The organism is Neobacillus sp. 204, from assembly GCF_046562815.1.
Taxonomy (GTDB): Bacteria; Bacillota; Bacilli; order Bacillales; family Cytobacillaceae; genus Neobacillus.
Window position 1 is genome coordinate 32,707 of the sequence record NZ_JBJORY010000004.1, and the last position, 17,815, is coordinate 50,521.

Annotated in this window: 19 protein-coding genes; 16 read left to right on the forward strand and 3 right to left on the reverse strand. The window is 40.2% G+C overall.

Features of this window, described 5'->3' with window-relative positions:
* Positions 1-111: 111 nt before the first annotated feature.
* The 6 genes from tagD (at position 112) to ACJ004_RS09520 (ending at position 5,495) form a co-directional block, all read left to right on the forward strand.
* A complete protein-coding gene (gene tagD, locus ACJ004_RS09495; RefSeq protein WP_410892677.1) occupies positions 112-510 on the forward strand; it encodes a glycerol-3-phosphate cytidylyltransferase in 399 nt (132 codons plus the stop codon).
* A complete protein-coding gene (locus tag ACJ004_RS09500) occupies positions 491-1,705 on the forward strand; it encodes a CDP-glycerol glycerophosphotransferase family protein (RefSeq protein WP_410892678.1) in 1,215 nt (404 codons plus the stop codon). Before tagD ends, ACJ004_RS09500 begins: the two co-directional genes overlap by 20 nt.
* A gap of 114 nt (positions 1,706-1,819) precedes the next feature.
* Positions 1,820-2,650 carry an ABC transporter permease gene (locus ACJ004_RS09505; RefSeq protein ID WP_410892679.1) on the forward strand — a complete coding sequence of 277 codons (831 nt, stop codon included), beginning with the start codon at positions 1,820-1,822 and terminating at the stop codon, positions 2,648-2,650.
* 29 nt (positions 2,651-2,679) lie between these two features.
* Positions 2,680-3,474, forward strand: a complete 795-nt coding sequence (gene tagH / locus ACJ004_RS09510) for a teichoic acids export ABC transporter ATP-binding subunit TagH (protein ID WP_410893070.1) — start codon at positions 2,680-2,682, stop codon at positions 3,472-3,474.
* Between the two features lies 1 nt (position 3,475).
* Entirely contained in the window at positions 3,476-4,207 is a 732-nt protein-coding gene (locus ACJ004_RS09515; RefSeq protein ID WP_410892680.1) for a WecB/TagA/CpsF family glycosyltransferase, read from the forward strand.
* A gap of 238 nt (positions 4,208-4,445) precedes the next feature.
* Positions 4,446-5,495: a glycosyltransferase family 4 protein gene (locus ACJ004_RS09520; protein ID WP_410892681.1), complete on the forward strand. Its 1,050-nt coding sequence runs from the start codon at positions 4,446-4,448 to the stop codon at positions 5,493-5,495.
* 135 nt (positions 5,496-5,630) lie between these two features.
* Here ACJ004_RS09520 and ACJ004_RS09525 read toward each other — a convergent pair whose 3' ends face one another.
* Together ACJ004_RS09525 and ACJ004_RS09530 are read right to left on the reverse strand one after the other, a co-directional pair.
* Positions 5,631-6,629 (reverse strand): LCP family protein, encoded by a 999-nt coding sequence (locus tag ACJ004_RS09525; RefSeq protein ID WP_410892682.1) that lies wholly within the window; start codon positions 6,627-6,629, stop codon positions 5,631-5,633.
* Between the two features lie 150 nt (positions 6,630-6,779).
* Positions 6,780-7,412 carry a YigZ family protein gene (locus ACJ004_RS09530; RefSeq protein ID WP_410892683.1) on the reverse strand — a complete coding sequence of 211 codons (633 nt, stop codon included), beginning with the start codon at positions 7,410-7,412 and terminating at the stop codon, positions 6,780-6,782.
* 319 nt (positions 7,413-7,731) lie between these two features.
* On the opposite strand from ACJ004_RS09530, the gene ACJ004_RS09535 reads away from it, so the two are divergent.
* The 8 genes from ACJ004_RS09535 to ACJ004_RS09570 all read left to right on the forward strand — a co-directional run bounded on the left by ACJ004_RS09535 (position 7,732) and on the right by ACJ004_RS09570 (position 14,710).
* Positions 7,732-8,874 carry a sensor histidine kinase gene (locus ACJ004_RS09535; protein ID WP_410892684.1) on the forward strand — a complete coding sequence of 381 codons (1,143 nt, stop codon included), beginning with the start codon at positions 7,732-7,734 and terminating at the stop codon, positions 8,872-8,874.
* A gap of 63 nt (positions 8,875-8,937) precedes the next feature.
* Positions 8,938-9,624 (forward strand): response regulator, encoded by a 687-nt coding sequence (locus tag ACJ004_RS09540; RefSeq protein ID WP_410892685.1) that lies wholly within the window; start codon positions 8,938-8,940, stop codon positions 9,622-9,624.
* A 126-nt stretch (positions 9,625-9,750) separates the two neighbouring features.
* The gene (locus ACJ004_RS09545; protein ID WP_410892686.1) at positions 9,751-10,599 is read left to right on the forward strand and encodes a DegV family protein; all 849 of its coding nucleotides are present in this window, start codon (positions 9,751-9,753) and stop codon (positions 10,597-10,599) included.
* 221 nt (positions 10,600-10,820) lie between these two features.
* On the forward strand, positions 10,821-10,973 hold the full coding sequence (locus ACJ004_RS09550) for a hypothetical protein (RefSeq protein ID WP_410892687.1): 153 nt from the start codon (positions 10,821-10,823) through the stop codon (positions 10,971-10,973).
* Between the two features lie 39 nt (positions 10,974-11,012).
* Entirely contained in the window at positions 11,013-11,324 is a 312-nt protein-coding gene (locus tag ACJ004_RS09555; protein WP_410892688.1) for a hypothetical protein, read from the forward strand.
* Between the two features lie 184 nt (positions 11,325-11,508).
* Positions 11,509-12,501: a nuclease-related domain-containing protein gene (locus tag ACJ004_RS09560; RefSeq protein WP_410892689.1), complete on the forward strand. Its 993-nt coding sequence runs from the start codon at positions 11,509-11,511 to the stop codon at positions 12,499-12,501.
* Positions 12,486-13,973: an ATP-dependent helicase ComFA gene (locus tag ACJ004_RS09565; RefSeq protein ID WP_410892690.1), complete on the forward strand. Its 1,488-nt coding sequence runs from the start codon at positions 12,486-12,488 to the stop codon at positions 13,971-13,973. Before ACJ004_RS09560 ends, ACJ004_RS09565 begins: the two co-directional genes overlap by 16 nt.
* A gap of 20 nt (positions 13,974-13,993) precedes the next feature.
* The gene (locus ACJ004_RS09570) at positions 13,994-14,710 is read left to right on the forward strand and encodes a ComF family protein (protein WP_410892691.1); all 717 of its coding nucleotides are present in this window, start codon (positions 13,994-13,996) and stop codon (positions 14,708-14,710) included.
* 28 nt (positions 14,711-14,738) lie between these two features.
* On the opposite strand, the gene ACJ004_RS09575 is transcribed toward ACJ004_RS09570, so the two are convergent.
* Complete coding sequence (locus ACJ004_RS09575) at positions 14,739-15,242, reverse strand: spore coat protein (protein WP_410892692.1); 504 nt, start codon at positions 15,240-15,242, stop codon at positions 14,739-14,741.
* Between the two features lie 274 nt (positions 15,243-15,516).
* On the opposite strand from ACJ004_RS09575, the gene hpf reads away from it, so the two are divergent.
* Positions 15,517-16,065 (forward strand): ribosome hibernation-promoting factor, HPF/YfiA family, encoded by a 549-nt coding sequence (hpf, locus tag ACJ004_RS09580; RefSeq protein WP_410892693.1) that lies wholly within the window; start codon positions 15,517-15,519, stop codon positions 16,063-16,065.
* Between the two features lie 133 nt (positions 16,066-16,198).
* On the forward strand, positions 16,199-17,806 hold the full coding sequence (locus ACJ004_RS09585) for a gamma-glutamyltransferase family protein (RefSeq protein WP_410892694.1): 1,608 nt from the start codon (positions 16,199-16,201) through the stop codon (positions 17,804-17,806).
* Positions 17,807-17,815 lie beyond the last annotated feature (9 nt).

The following is a 17,815-nucleotide window of genomic DNA, read 5'->3' on the forward strand; positions in this document are numbered from 1 at the left end:
GTCTTATAATGATTTGGTGTAGTTAAGGACGTTGAAATTGAAAAATTATTTCTTATAATGAATAAATATAGCCGCATTTTCCGAATACTAATAGCAGGAGGAATCACTCTAATGAAAAAGGTCTTAACATATGGAACATTCGATTTATTACATTTTGGTCATATAAATTTACTTAGTCGTGCCAAAGATTTAGGTGACTATTTAATAGTTGGTCTTTCTACGGATGAATTTAACAAAGGGAAAAATAAGCAGGCCTACCACAGTTTTGAAAATAGAAAATTAATTTTAGAATCGATTCGTTTTGTGGATGAAGTGATTCCTGAAAATACATGGGACCAAAAAATACAGGATGTAATCAACCATAAGATTGATGTTTTTGTTATGGGTGATGATTGGAAGGGTAAATTTGACTTTTTAAAGGAATATTGCGAAGTGGTTTACCTGCCAAGAACGATTGGAATCTCTACTTCACAAATCAAAGACGATTTAAATGCTGTCACAAATGGTTAGAGAACTAGCCATTTGTTTTTATTTATTGTTCTTTAAGTTCCTTTTTACTATCTATAGTCTGTTCCCGCTTCGAAACAAAACCACGTTTGTAGTCAGTTTTGGTGATAACACCGAGTATGTATATGAAGAAATTCTTCGTCAGCACATTCCAACTGACGTGGTGTTTTTGTGCGAACAAAAGGCATTCCCTAAATTTAAGGATACCCCGAAGGCTACTACCATTCTTTTTGAGGCGAAACATTTCCTAAACTGGATGAAAGCTGTGTTTCACTTAGCCACTTCCCGACATATTTTTATCGATAACTACTTTGGCTTTTTAGCTGCTGTGTCCTTTAAAAAAGAAGTCAAGTGTATTCAGTTATGGCATGCTTCGGGAGCAATGAAAAAGTTTGGTCTGGAAGATGAATCAATAAAATCGAGAACTGATCAAGCAAAAAAGCGCTTTTTACAGGTATACAGTAAATTTGATCAAGTAATAGTCGGCTCGGATGTGATGGCAGAGATTTTCATGAAGTCTTTTAACTTAAAAAAGGCGAACATCCTGCCGACAGGAGTTCCAAGAACCGATTTCTTCTTTAATGAAGAAGCAAAACAAAAGGCAATAGCTGCCTTACTCCGTAAATATCCAATCTTGAAAGATAAAAAAATCATCCTCTATGCCCCGACTTATCGAGACAATGAGTTGGATTATTTTAACCTTGTCCTAGACATTGGAAAAATGGCGCTTGAGCTAGGATCAGAGTATAGATTAATTCTACGCTTACATCCGGCGATTGTTAGTAAGGGTGATTTTGAAACTCGATATCCGGATTTCGTTGTCGACCTTTCGTCGAGTCAGTATGATATCAATGAGCTGCTGGTTACTGCCGATTATCTGATTACCGATTATTCTTCGATTCCATACGATTTTTCACTGTTACATAAACCTATCATCTTTTTCACTTATGATATAGATGAATATAAACAACAGCGTGGTGTCATGGGAGGATTTGAAGAGCACTTGCCAGGACCACTTGTAAAAGATACGGAATCAATTATTGAACTGATTCAAAACGACTGCTTTGACCTTAGTATTGTCGAATATTATTCTGAAAAATGGAATCAATACTCGAAAGGTCATTCCAGCCAAAACTTGGTTACCAGGCTGTTTGCCGAAAAAAGTCCTCAAACTCACGAGCAAAGGGCATTATATTAATGTGTACAGCTTCGAGTCAACGAATTGCTCGAGGCTTTGTTTTTATAATGCCCATTTGGAAAAATTAATGTATAATGAACAAGGTTATTATTAGCGATAGGAAGGACAATTTTCATGAAATCGATGATTACTATTGTAAAGGAACAAATCAGTTCCTTTTACCTGATCCTGAGGTTATCTGCCTTTGAAATGAAAAGTGCGAATACGAATAATTATCTCGGCAGATTTTGGGAGATACTGAATCCAATGATTCAACTGACCATTTATTGGTTTGTATTTGGTGCTGGAATTCGAAAAGGCAGCGGAATTACCATGGATAATGGCATAGAAGTTCCATTCTTTATTTGGATGGTAACGGGCATGATTGTCTGGTTTTTCGTTAATCCTGCTATTTCCGCTTCATCACGATCGATTTATTCCAGGATCCAATTGATTGCAAAAATGAGTTTTCCCATGAGCGCGATTCCTTCTTTTGTCATCATGGCGAATTTTTATACCCATTTATTATTAGTTGCAGTTGTTACTGTCTTTTTACAATTTACCGACTTTAAACTTAGCATATACTTTATACAGTTGCCGTACTTTATGCTGGCCATGTTATTATTCTTGCTAGCCCTCGCGTTAGTTACATCCACGTTATCAACTATTGTCAGGGACGTGCAGCAGGTTGTCCAGTCCGTCTTAAAAATGCTGTTATATTTAACACCGCTTTTATGGCATACAGAACATTTAATAATAAAAGGAGTCGACTATGTCTTTTTATTAAAATTAAATCCTTTATATTACATAGTTGAAGGGTACAGAGCGGCCTTGCTTGGAACGACCTGGTATCCAGCAGAATACCCACAATATACATTGTATTTTTGGATTATTGTTTTAGTATTGTTCCTAATCGGTTCTATTCTTCATTTGAAATTTAGAAACCGTTTTGTTGATTATTTGTAAATTGGAGTTGATTTTTCGTGAGTGAAACGGTGATAGTAAAGAATGTCTATAAAAAATATAAAATGCATCGATCACCAAAAGAAAAGCTGCTTGATGTCGTTTTACCCGGCGGGTATGGCGAAGATTTTTATGCGCTTCAAGATATATCTTTTTCGGCCGAGCAAGGCGATGTTATCGGTCTTGTCGGTGTCAATGGTTCTGGAAAATCGACGCTCTCTAACATTATTGCAGGCGTTATTCCGCCAACAAAGGGTGAGGTTACCACGATTGGAACAACCTCGATTATCGCAATTTCCTCGGGTCTGAATAATCAATTGACAGGCAGAGAGAATATTGAATTAAAATGTTTAATGCTCGGTTTTAAAAAGAAAGAAATTAAAGAGATGGAACCTGAGATCATTGAGTTTGCTGATATTGGAAAATTTATTGATCAGCCCGTAAAAAAATATTCCAGTGGGATGAAATCCCGACTCGGCTTTGCAATCTCGGTCACTGTTAATCCAGATATTCTGATTGTCGATGAAGCATTATCAGTAGGTGATCAGGTTTTCGCTCAAAAATCCAAGAACAAAATGTTTGAGTTTAAAGAAAAAGGAAAAACCATATTCTTTGTCAGCCATTCAATGAGCCAAATTAAAGAGTTCTGTGAAAAGGCGGTTTGGCTTGAGTACGGTGAAATAAAAAAGTTCGGACCCGTTAATGAAGTCATTCCTGAATACGAAAAATTCCTAAAAGAATATAAGTCAATGACCAATGAGCAGCAGAAAAAGTTTCGTGAACAGGTCATGCAAAAACAAAAAGGCTTAGCCGCAAAAGGAATTTAACATGAAAACAAACTTGGTTACCGTTTTAGGAATAGATTTTGTGAATCAACGCTTTGAACAAGTGATAGAGGATCTCTTATCACGTATAAATAGTAAGCGTAAATCGTTTATTGTCACAGCCAACCCGGAAATTGTTATGTATGCACATGAACATCCCGATTATAAAAAAACGATTCAATCCGCTGACATGGTTGTGCCTGATGGGTATGGAATTATTCTGGCATCAAAGATTTTAAATACTCCGATCATGGAGAGGGTAGCCGGTTATGATTTAACGGTACGCCTGCTTGAATTGGGGAATGAGAAAAGGTTAAAAATATATCTCTTAGGCGGGCGCGAAGAGACCAATCAAAAAGCTGTGGTTAACATCCAAAGCAATTATCCGGATATTCAAATTGTAGGTCGTCATCATGGATTTTTTGATTGGGAGAAAAGCACGGTGACAGATGAAATCAAAACAGCTAACCCGGATGTTGTTTTTGTGGCTTTAGGATTCCCTAGACAAGAACAATGGATAGCGAAACATCTGAACCAATTTTCTCATGGGCTTTTCATGGGAGTTGGGGGCAGTATCGATGTGTTAGCCGGTGAGGTCCAGCGCGCACCTCACTTCTGGCAAAAAATGAATCTTGAATGGTTTTATCGCTTGATCAGCCAGCCGTCAAGGTGGAGAAGAATGTTGGCTATCCCACGATTTTTACGACAAATCTTTAAATTAAAACTCCACAAATAGGGTAACGAACTATTTTTGTTTAAAATAATTGTAACCTTTTGGCGCAATTTAGCGTCTTACATGGTGACAGGAAATAATAATTAGCAGATACAACTTTTGAGTTTGAATATTCTGATAATTTATTGATTTATATCAATGTGAAAATTGGTATGCTATAATATGTTCGTTATGTACTTAGAAATATGTGCCTGTTTCTAAAATTTATTAATGGGGCATTATATTCATAGGGAGGGTCTCCATGTTATATCTGACCTTAATATTATGTTTTTTATGCTCCATTTTAATTACTCCAATCGTTAAAAAATTGGCTTTTAAATTAGGAGCAACGGATAGTCCTAATCAGCGTAAAGTCCATTCTAAGATTATGCCACGTTTAGGCGGCTTAGCGATTTATCTCAGCTTTCTTTTCGGTCTATTAATTCTGCATCCACATAGTCCCTATCACGCAGCAATTATTGCTGGGGGAGTTATCATATTAGTTACTGGTATTTTAGATGATATTTATGAATTATCCGCCAAAATAAAATTTGCCTTACAAATCATTGCCGCACTGATCGTCGTTATGTGGGGCGGGGTAGAAGTTGAATTTATTAACTTACCGTTTAATGGGTCTTTAGAATTCGGTATGTTTAGTATCCCGATTACGGTAATCTGGATTGTTGGCGTTACGAATGCCATCAACTTGATTGATGGTCTGGATGGCTTGGCCGCTGGAGTATCCTCGATTGCCTTCATTACAATTTCCGGGATGGCGATTGTGATGGGGAATGGATATGTGGTCGCGATGGGGACAATCCTTCTTGCCAGCACATTGGGATTTTTAATCTATAATTTTCATCCAGCTAAAATTTTTATGGGTGATTCCGGTGCGCTCTTCCTTGGTTATATGATCTCGGTACTGTCTTTACTTGGTTTTAAAAATGTAACCTTAATCTCATTTGTTGTTCCAATCATTATTTTAGGTGTTCCTATTTCGGATACATTTTTTGCTATCATTCGCCGTATTTATAACAAGAAATCATTATCGGCTCCAGATAAATCCCATTTACACCATTGCTTACTAGAACTAGGTTTTACTCATCGTGAAACGGTTCTGTTAATTTATGCAATGGCTGCCATGTTTGGACTTGCAGCCTTTATTTTTACCATCACAACGGTATGGGGTTCGATCTTAATCATGACTATAATCGTGTTAGCGATTGAATTATTTGTTGAAACGATTGGCTTAATCAATAAAAATTATCGGCCGCTTCTCCGCATTATGGGAATTCTGAACAAAAACAGATAAATCTAATAAAATAGTTACTTTATTAAAAGGGTAAATCTCAGACGATTAGTTCGTTGTGAATTACCCTTTTATTGTTTTCTTGTAGCCGATATTTATGCAAAAAAAGAACCCGGATTTTATTTATCCGGGTTTTTCTTATTTATTTTCAGTTGTATTTGCTGTGCTTGTTCCGTTGAGATGGTCTTTCAGTTTGGTTTTCGTTTCTTCTAAGGCGTCTTCATCTAGTTGATAATAATAAACATGATCAATATATGAGTCAGAACCTTTTAATGACATCGATTCAACATTAATTCCTGAACCCGCTTGAATATAGCTAATAAATGATTTCATTTGATCAAACGTTAAATCTGTTGACATGTTTTTCCCGACTGCTTCCATGACATCTGTGTAATTAGTAATCGACTTAATGGATGAACCTTTTGCAAGAATGGCCTTAAAGATTTGCTGTTGGCGCAGTCCTCTTTGGATATCACTATCAATTTTTCTTGTCCGTGCAAATGCTAGTGCTTGCTCACCATCAAGTTCTTGTAAACCTTTTTGCAAGGTAATGGCTTTTGCGTGGTCCTCTGAATCTTGTTCTGAGAATGTAAACGGAACGTCAACTTTGACCCCATCAAGGGCATTAATTACATCAATAAACGCGTTAAAATTCATTTTCACATAATAATCCACAGGGACATCTAGTAACTCCTCGACTGTTTCAAGAGTTAGTTTCACACCGCCATATGCATGGGCGTGAGTGATTTTTGTATAGATATCCTTTTCAGGAATATGAACATAGGAATCACGCGGAATACTTAGTAGTTTAATAGATTTTTCTTCTTTATTAAATGTAGCCAGCATTAAGGCATCTGAACGAGAACTGCCACTTTCCTTCCGTTTTTCACTATCATCAACACCAATAAATAATATGGAAGTATTTTCAAGTTCGACATTATTTGCTTTCTTTGTATCACGGTCAATTGGCTTGTAGGATTTATTCATCACAGATTCAGCTTTATTATACAAAAATCCGCCATATGCTGTCGCGCCGATAATCAATAATAGGATCGGCATGATAATCCATAGCAAAATCCGTTTACGCTTTTTCTTAACCTTCTTTTTATTTTTATATACTTGTCTATCGATAGACATAGATTGCCTCCTAGTAGTAAAAGTAGAAAAATGTCAGCTTTTGTTGAAAATCTACTCTATTTTATAATATTTATTGAGATTGGTAAAATGAAATTTTTATAAATAAGGAAACTTCCTGTTTTTGAACTAATTTCCAAAGTATAGAAATGCCTATATATCGGATTCTAGATAGGTCATTTCTCCTTTGGTGATCTCAGCCTGTCCATTTGTTAGTTCAATCATCCATTCTGTGAAAGCTTGCTGTTTTTCTTCTTCCACAAATACTTCAATTTCCACCCTTTCTAGGTACTGAATATTTTTTAGGATATAAATGGACGATCTTAATTCATTTTCAATTTTTCCCAGCCATGTATATTCAATTTTGACATGGAAGACTTGCATTAACTTTCTTTCCACGATTCCGACTGCATCCAGGCCTTCAGATGTTGCTTTCCCGTAAGCACGGATTAGGCCGCCAGCTCCTAATTTTATCCCGCCAAAATAACGGGTAACGACTACAACGGTATCCTTCAGTTTTCTTTTTTTCAAAACCTCAAGAATAGGAACGCCTGCTGTACCGCTAGGTTCACCGTCATCATTGGCTTTCTGAATTTGATCGTGCTCGCCAATTAAATAGGCAGAACAATTATGGGTAGCATCCCAATATTTTTTCTTTAAAGTTTGGATGAATTCTTGTGCTTCCAATTCCGTTTCAGTTCTTTTGACGTGAGCAATAAATCGTGATTTTTGAATAATAATTTCATGTTCACCAGCTTTTTTTACTGTAAGATAACGAGGCAACATTAAGCGGCACCTTCCTAAATTTCATAATGGTGTAATATAACTTTAATATGGCAGTAAAATTTCCATGTTATAATAAAAAAGATAAAAGTAGTGAAAACATGTTTTATGGGCAGTTAGAGATACTTCTATTATACTACTTTTTCTAAATTTAACGGAAACGTGTATGTTCTGAATAGCAAATTGATTAAATCCAATGTAGAATATGTAAAAAGGCATGTAAGTCAAATCCAAAGATAATGATATATAATTCGTTGAAGTTAGTATATTGTTTTGGTATAGCGTCCGGGTGCTTATTGCTCTTCTTATCGGAGGAATGTGTATGAAAATTAAGCAAATCAATATGAAATCAATTGATGAAATACGTGAAGAAATGATCGAAACCGTTACTTGCAGCAAAAGTGACATCTTCCAGATAGGTGAGCAATGCCGTCAAGATTATGAAAATATGATCAATGAATTAGAAAATATTAAGCAAATGATGGGTAAACTTACAAAAGAAGGCGAGGAACTTGAAGAACAAGTCCTTGAAGCGCGGAGCATGCTGTCAGAAGTCAGTATGAATTTTAAAAAATACTCGGAAGAAGAGGTCCGTGATGCCTATGAAAAGGCTCATCAATTGCAAATGGATCTTTCAATTAATTGGCAGTACAAAAAACAGCTATTGGATAAAAGAGCAGACCTAGAAAATCGCCTGGTAGGGTTGGACGAAACCATAGATCGTGCCGATCAACTGATTTCGCAAATCTCAGTCGTGATGAATTATTTGACGAGTGATTTAAAACAGGTGGGTAAAGTCCTAGAACATGCGAAGGCTAAACAAGATTTCGGATTAAAGATTATTGAAGCGCAAGAAGAAGAGCGCAAGAGGCTTTCAAGGGATATTCACGATGGTCCTGCCCAAATGCTTGCCAATGTCATTATGCGTTCAGATTTAATCGAACGTGTCTATAGGGAAAAAGGCGCGGATGAGGCGTTTTCTGAGGTTAATAGCTTTAAAAAAATGGTCCGTTCGGCCCTTTATGAAGTCCGGAGAATTATTTATGACCTTCGTCCGATGGCATTAGATGATTTAGGTCTCGTCCCTACCCTCAGAAAATACTTGCGAACAATCGAAGAATATCATAACCACTCAAAAATTGATTTTGTGAATATCGGACTAGAACGCCGGCTTCCAACTAAGTATGAAGTCGCACTTTTTCGGATGATTCAGGAATCAGTACAAAATGCTCTCAAACATGCAAACGCATGTGAAATTAAAGTACGATTAGAAATAACCAATGCAGCAGTTACCGTCTTGATCAAGGACAATGGTGTCGGTTTTGATACCACGGAAAAAAAGCCTGAGTCATTTGGAATGATAGGAATGCGCGAGCGGGTTGATCTGCTTGAAGGCGAAATAACCTTTGATTCAAAAATAGGCAAGGGAACCGCTGTACTAATTCGAGTTCCACTTATTAATTAAAAACTAAGATCCTACCGCCAATGGAGAAAATTTCGAAGTTAGAAGGATTAGGAGGCGTAAAAATTGACTACTAAAATTGTCATTATAGACGATCACCAACTATTTAGAGAAGGCGTTAAAAGAATACTAGAGTTTGAAAAATCGTTCCAAGTCGTAGCCGAAGGTGACGATGGTTGCGAGGCATTAAGATTAGTAGAAGAATTCCGACCTGATGTTGTGATCATGGATATCAATATGCCTCAAATGAATGGTGTTGAAGCTACTCGTGAATTGGTTGAAAAATTCCCAGATACGAAGATAATAATCTTATCCATTCACGATGATGAAAACTATGTAACCCATGCCTTACAAACGGGGGCCATTGGATACCTATTAAAAGAAATGGATGCCGATGCCTTGATTGAAGCTGTCAAAGTAGTAGCTGATGGTGGATCGTATTTACATCCAAAAGTTACTCATAATTTAGTGAACGAGTACCGCAAACTAGCAGCTGGAGTCGCACGTAGTGGTGGTGCTTACCTACAAACGATTGAAATCCGTCGTCCATTGCATTTATTGACACGCCGTGAATGCGAAGTGCTCCAAATGCTTGCCGATGGAAAAAGCAACCGCGGTATTGGTGAAGCCTTGTTCATTAGCGAAAAAACAGTCAAAAATCACGTTTCAAACATTTTACAAAAAATGAACGTCAATGATCGAACTCAAGCCGTTGTCGTCGCTATTAAAAATGGCTGGGTAGAGGTAAAATAATAGAACAAGTTAAGGGCATACTGAAAAGTATGCTCTTTTTGTTGGCGAAGTAATGCAATTTATCTATGTTTCATATAAAATAAAAAATACCATATAGTAGGTAAAAAATAAGGATGGTATTTTTTTATGAAGACAGCCGTCGTTACGGATAGTACTGCGTATATCCCTAAGGATTTAAGAGATAAATGGAATATACATATGATTCCCTTACATGTCATCTTTGGAAACGAGGTATACCAAGAAGAAGTAGACATTTCTTGGAGCCAGTTTTACGAAGAGGTAAAGACGAAAGAGTTGCCAACGACTTCACAGCCACCGATCGGTCAGTTTGTTGAGTTATTTGAGAGCATTGCGAAGGATTATGATGCTGTTATTAGTATCCATCTTTCAAGTGGAATTAGCGGCACCTTCCAAGGGGCTAACGCAGCCAGTACGATGGTAGACGGAATCACCGTGTACCCATTTGATTCAGAAATCAGCTGCATGGTTCAAGGGTTTTATGCAATTGAGGCAGCAAAATTGGCGTCCCGAGGTGCGGATGCTGATTCTATTGTGGCACATTTAGAAGCATTGAAACAAACAGCCCGTGCATATTTTATGGTAGACGATTTAGCACACCTGCAAAGAGGGGGGCGTCTCTCAAGCGCTCAAGCCTTTATCGGCAGCCTTCTTCAGGTTAAACCATTACTTCATTTCGAAAATAAGCTCATCGTCCCATTAGAAAAAATCCGGACCCGAAAAAAAGCGATGAAACGGATCGTTGACCTGCTTGATGAAGATGCGTCAAGCGGCAATAACTATCAAGCCGTCATTATTCACGCCAATCGCGAAGAAGACGCCAAAGAATGGCGCGATGAACTGGCAGCCATGTATCCAAACGTCGAATTTACCATCGGTTACTTCGGTGCCGTCATCGGCACCCATCTCGGCGAAGGAGCCATGGGCATGGGTTGGATGAAAAAATTAGATAGGTAAGTTAGTGACCATTCCGTCCTTTTGGACGGAATGGTTTTTAGTTTATATGGAGGGAATTTAGATGGGAGCAATTAAAATGGGATTGAGGCAAATTAAAAAGGGTAATAAAAAGGGGGTTCGCGGAAACATCGGGGGAATCGGCGGGAAAAGTTAGGGAGTTGGCGGAATCCGTTCTCGGTTAGGCGGAATAACTCCAATAATCGGCGGAATCCGCGGCCAAGTTGGCGGAATCCATCAGCCGAGAGCCAGCTGTTAAACGGCAGAAAATAGCGATAGCGAGGCTATTAAAAAAGGTAATAAAAAGGGGTTTGGCGGAATTATCAGGAGAATCGGCGGGAAAAGTTAGGGAGTTGGCGGAATCCGTTCTCGGTTAGGCGGAATAACACCAATAATCGGCGGAATCCGCGGCCAAGTTGGCGGAATCCATCAGCCGAGAGCCAGTTATTAAACGGCAGAAAATAGAGATAGCGAGGCTTTTAAAAAAGGTAATAAAAAGGGGTTTGGCGGAATTATCAGGGGAATCGGCGGGAAAAGTTAGGGAGTTGGCGGAATCCGCGGCCAAGTTGGCGGAATCCATCAGCCGAGAGCCAGTTATTAAACGGCAGAAAATAGAGATAGCGAGGCAAATTAAAAAAGGTAATAAAAAGGGTTTGGCGGAATCATCGGGGGAATCGGCGGGAAAAGTGACCAAGATGGCGGAATCCATCCCCCGATTTGCGGAATAACTCCAATAATCGGCGGAATCCCAGCCAATGTTAGCGGAATCCTCCTAGCAAGAACTAATAGTAAAGACAAAAAAACGACACAAATCTTCAAAAATTAAAATAAATTTCGGTAATTCGGCAGGAATTTAAACAAATATTGTTTAAAATTTACTTAAAAGAAAAAGGAGTGACAAAACAATTGATCATGAAAGGCTTAACCCCACCACAAAGACTATTTTTAACCGAGATTCTTAAAAAACGACTAATCATAGGCCATCCCAAATATCAGGAAATTGAAAAAGATCTAGCCAAACGATGGGCTGGATACTGGGGAGAAATAGCACTAGCTAATTACGTTAAAGAACTTCCGCATGATAAATACCTCATCTTCCATGACCTCCAACTTCAATATAATGGTATTCATTTTCAAATCGACACCCTTCTCCTCTCGCGAAACTACATCCTCATCATCGAAGCCAAAAACATTGTAGGTACATTGACATTTGAAAATACCTTCAAGCAACTTATCCGAACACATGTAGATGGAACAGAAGAATCTTTCGAGGACCCGCGTGTTCAATGCCAACGACTTCAATCCCTCCTTCGCAATTGGCTGATCAAAAATCATTGCCACCTACTCCCAGTCGATACCCTTATATTTTTCAAAAGTACCAGTACAATCTTGAAATCTAATGCCGGAGATAAAACAGATTTCTCCAAAATATGTAAGGGAAGAGACCTTTTTAATAAAATTGAAAAGATGGAACAAACGTATCAGCAAGAAAGGATCGACACGATAACTATGGAAAATATTGCAAAACTACTCTTACAACAACATAGCCCAAAACCAATAAATATCTTAAAAGAATGCAATCTGACCGAAAAAGATACACGCAATGGTGTTTGCTGTCCAAATAAAGAATGCAACTATATCCCGATGAATTACAAAAGGGGGAATTGGCAGTGTCCGTCCTGCAAAACTACGTCTAAAACAGCTCATCTAACATCCCTTACCCACTTCTATTACTTGTCCAAGCCAACTATTACCAACCAAGAATTAAGAGTATTTCTCAAGCTCCCGTCCCCTAATGCCACTCAAAAAGTTCTATATAAGTTAAACCTGCAAACAACGGGTAAAACAAAAGATCGACTCTATTATCTCCGACCAGAGGAGGTGGCCATGTGCGTTTTATCATAAAAAATGACATGTTAATCCCGAGCACCACAGACAAGGACTCACTCCCAATCTCGAAACTGCCCAGCATCCCGCAGCCGCCACTCCAACCAACCTTCTCCTTCAATCCAGACCTACTGCAGCTTCTCATTGGAAAACAGCTCCTCCTGGAAGATATCCCAATACCCTTCAAAGAAATCCAGAAGCACTACGAAAATGGCTATATCACCTATCGGAAAGGAATTCAATACGAAGGGAAAAGGCCAGTTTGTGCCCGATGTGGCAACAAGGACACACACTGGTTTGCCACTTACCCATGCTCAAGATGTGGAGAAACCTGTCACTATTGCCGTTATTGCATCATGATGGGAAGAATCAGCGCATGTACGGTGCTTATCGGCTGGAGTGGGCCGGTGCCTGAGACCCAACTTCCTGCAACAATCAAACAATGGAAGGGAGCACTTTCAAAGGGACAGCAGGTAGCATCAGATCATGTAATTGAGGCTATTAATCAAAATCAAGAACACTTAGTCTGGGCCGTTTGCGGGGCCGGAAAGACTGAGGTCTTGTTCGCAGGAATTGAGGCGGCTCTTGCTGCGAAAAAAAGAATCTGTATTGCCACACCACGGACAGATGTCGTCTTAGAACTCACCCCTAGACTGAAAGCAGCCTTCCCGGAAATAAAAGTAGCATCCCTTTACGGCGGAAGTGAGGACCGTCATCTCTATGCCCCCCTCACCATTGCAACAACACACCAGTTGCTCCGCTTTTACCAAGCCTTTGATGCGCTTATTTTAGATGAGGTCGATGCCTTTCCCTATACGGTAGAGGAGTCACTTCAGCATGCCGCCATCCAGGCACGAAAACCGTCCGCCGCAATGATTTATCTGACGGCCACACCCAATCAAAAATGGCAAAGGGAATGCCGAACAGGAAAACGAGCATTTACCACGATCCCAGCTCGTTTCCACCGTCATCCGCTCCCTGTCCCCGAATTTGAATGGTGCGGAAACTGGCAAAAGCAGCTGCAAAAAAATAAACTCCCGCCCAATGTCCTCCGCTGGATAACGGCACGGATCCAAGCGAACAAGCAAGCCTTAGTCTTTTTCCCACATATCCCTTTGATGGAAAAAGCCCTCCCCATCCTGCGGCAATATACGTCAGCTATAGAGGCTGTTCATGCTGAAGACCCTGACCGCAAAGAAAAAGTGCAAAGAATGCGGTCCAAAGAAATCTCTTTGCTATTGACGACAACCATACTTGAACGGGGTGTAACTTTCCCCAATATTGACGTTGCCGTGGTGGGGGCTGAAGATGCAGTTTTTTCAGAAAGTGCCCTTGTGCAGATTGCCGGCAGAGCGGGGCGGAGTAAGGATCATCCGGAGGGGGTCGTGACCTATTTTCATTATGGAAAAACCGAAGAGATGTTAAAGGCCAGAAGGCAAATTGTCGCAATGAACCGGGAAGGTCTCAAAAGGGACTTGCTCGAAAAATAAAAGAGAGGAAGTCATTAAAAATGAATCTATTTCACCCAAACCGCTGTCTCATCTGCCATGAAGTAATCCTGCCTAGTATCGGCTGGAAGGCTATTTTCTCTGCTGATAAAGAACAGCTTATTTGCCCGGCCTGTGAAGGAAAGTTAGAAAAAATCGAAGGCGACCAATGCCAAATTTGCAGCCGGCCGTTTTCCCAAGTAGATTCCAAGTTTCGAAATGGTTCTGTGTGCCATGATTGTTTCCGTTTGGAGGAAGACCCCAAATGGCAAGGAGCCCTTGAGAAAAACTATTCCTTATTCGTCTATAATGATTTTTTAAAAGAAGTAATTGCCCGGTTTAAATTTCGCGGTGATTATGTACTGGCAAGAATATTTGGCGAACTCTTCAAGATGAAACTTAACCAATTAGCCCCCGACATGCTGGTGCCGATTCCATTAAGTGACGAACGGCAATTTGAACGAGGCTTTAATCAGGCAGCAGCCCTTATAACAGCAGCAGGTTTCTCTCCTGCAGATATACTCAGCAGAGTCCACTCTGAAAAGCAATCGAAAAAGTCTCGGTCGGAGCGGATCCATCTTCCACAGGTTTTTCAGGTTCATCCTGATGTTAACATAGCAGGAAAAAAAGTGGTCCTGATTGATGATATCTACACTACGGGCTCCACACTAAGGCATGCCGCAAAACTATTGAAGGAGGCAGGTGCAGCCAGCATGCAATCGCTCACTCTTGCACGTTAGCAAATGAAGCAGGCTCACACCTAAAACATTATAACCCCATCTTTAACGCTTTCTGTGCAGTCTTGATATCATGACCTAGCAACTGGCCTAAATCGTAGGCTGGATAATAGCCGTGTTTATACATGTAATTAAAAATTCTTTCATGGCCATGAATCGCACCAATGAGTTGATTGGTAAATGTTTTACGTAAGGAAGGAGTGGCCGTTTCTGTAATCGCGACAGAAAGATTCCGTACCAATGTCTTGGATAGACCCAGCAAGTCGCCGGCATAAAAGCCTGGATCCTCGCGCAAATCTTCTTCATCCTCGTCCCTGGATTGATAACCTTGGGCTGATGGGTAAAACCTAAGTAATTCTTTAAGATTGCCTTCAAGATCATGAATACATTTTTTATAAATTTCCTTTAGTTCAGGGTCCGTTATTTTTTTTAAAGACATCTTCAATTTCATTAAACCTACCGATTGGAAGGCTACCAGTTCGTGCAATTCCAATGTTTCATGCCAAGCCAATAATTTTCTTTCCTCATGTTCCATTCTTGAAATCCTCCGTTTCGTTGTAACATCCATTTACCCTATTCTATGGGCATTTCATTGGAAAGTTGTCTCACTAAAGATTATAATAAAATTGAATAACCATTCATTTTAGAGGAATTTACCTAATGGTGTCAAAGTGTTGCAAAATATTGTCACTATATTCCTTTTGTTTTTGTCAATAAATCGACAAAATTTTTGTTCTGATTTAGCAGGATAATCATAGGGTAAAATAGAAATGTTATTACATAGCCTTAACTAAAGGAGGAATCCACAAATGAAATATAACGTTCGTGGTGAAAACATTGAGGTAACTCCAGCAATTAGAGAGTATGTAGAAAAGAAAATCGCAAAATTGGAACGCTATTTTACAGAAGCACCTGATGCAAAGGTAAACGTGAATCTAAGATTCAATCAAGATAAAACTTCTAAAGTAGAAGTAACGATCCCGCTTCCGCAACTAGTCCTTCGTGCCGAAGAAACAAATATTGACATGTATGCCGGGATTGACTTGATAACTGACAAATTAGAGCGCCAAATTCGCAAGCATAAAACAAAAGTTAACCGCAAGTTCCGTGAAAAAGGCGACTTTCCTATTACATTTGCAACTACAGAGAACACTGAAGTTCATGAACTAGACGAAGATGATTTAGAGTTAGTTCGTACTAAGCGCTTCGACCTAAAACCAATGGACAGTGAAGAAGCGATCCTGCAGATGAACATGCTGGGCCATAGTTTCTATGTATTTACAAATGCAGACACGCATCGTACTAACGTTGTTTATAAGCGCCGTGACGGCCGTTATGGTTTAATCGAAGCCCATTAATCAGAGATTTGAATGAAAACGCTGCTCTTTATACAGGGCAGCGTTTTTTATTTAGCGTAACTATTTCGATATACTAAATTCTGAATCTCTCATATAATGAAAATAATATCTTTATAGAAAGAAGTGGCTAATCATGGACTTTGATTTTCAGTACCATCCTTACCCATCACAAAGGACAACTGTGTTCGCTAGGCGCGGGATGGTTGCTACCTCCCAGCCGCTTGCGGCTCAGGTAGGCCTAGATATCCTCAAACAGGGCGGAAATGCCATTGATGCTGCTATTGCTACAGCAGCTGCCTTAACCGTCCACGAGCCGACTTCCAACGGGATCGGCGGTGACGCCTTTGCCCTTGTCTGGACAAAGGGAAAGCTTCACGGCCTAAATGCAAGTGGTCCCGCACCAAGGAGTCTAACGATTGACGCCGTGAAAGCTAGAGGCTATTACAAAGTTCCTGCCCATGGCTTGATTCCAGTGACAGTTCCGGGGGCACCTTCAGCTTGGGCTGAACTCTCGAAAAAATTTGGTCGCCTACCGTTAAAAGTTGTACTTCAGCCAGCGATTGACTATGCTGAAAACGGTTATCCCATAACGCCAATACTCGGGAAGTACTGGGGGCTGGCATATGAGCGTTACAAACAAATCCTTACCGCTGAAGAATTCCAGCCTTGGTTTGAAACCTTTGCCCCAAAGGGAAGGGCACCGAAAGTAGGCGAGATTTGGCATTCGAAGGACCATGCAAATACCTTGCGCTCCATTGCCGAATCGAGCGCTGAAAGCTTTTACCGTGGGGAACTCGCCGACAAAATCGCCGCCTTCTCCGAGCGATACAATGGGTTCATTTCCAAAGAAGATTTGGCAGGCTACCGGGCCGAGTGGGTCGAGCCGATTAAAGTCAACTATCGTGGCTATGATGTGTGGGAAATCCCGCCGAACGGTCAAGGCCTTGTTGCGCTGTTAGCCTTGAATATCGTCAAAGGTTTTAATTTCAGTGAAAAGGAAACGATCGACACCTACCATAAGCAAATTGAGGCGATGAAACTGGCATTTACGGATGGCAAAGGATTCATTACTGATCCTGCTTTTATGAAAATGAACCTTGCTGACGTTCTTTCGGAAGAGTATGGTGAATCCAGACGCAGTGAAATCGCTGATGAAGCGTTGGTGCCGCATCCGTACCAGCCACCACGTGGCGGCACCGTTTACCTCGCTACGGCAGATGGTGAAGGGAATATGGTCTCATTTATTCAGAGCAATTATATGGGATTCGGCTCTGGAATTGTGGTGTCAGGCACCGGGGTTGCCTTGCAGAATCGTGGATTTGATTTCTCTTTGGACCCTGACCATGCAAATGCATTGCGGCCTGGGGCTAAAACGTATCATACCATTATTCCTGGGTTCCTAACGAAGGATAATCAGGCGGTTGGGCCGTTTGGTGTGATGGGCGGTTATATGCAGCCACAGGGGCATCTGCAGGTGGTCATGAATACGATTGACTTTGGATTAAATCCACAGGCTACACTCGATGCACCAAGATGGCAATGGATTGAAGGGAAGAAGGTAGTAGTGGAGCCACATTTCCCCAATCATCTAACGCAAGCGCTTATCCGGAAAGGCCACCAAATTAAAGTGGTCGACACAGGTAACTTCGGGCGCGGACAGATTATTTGGCGCGATCCAGAGTCTGGGGTGTTGATGGGCGGAACAGAAGCACGGACGGACGGGGCAATTGCTGCTTGGTGAGGTTTGAAG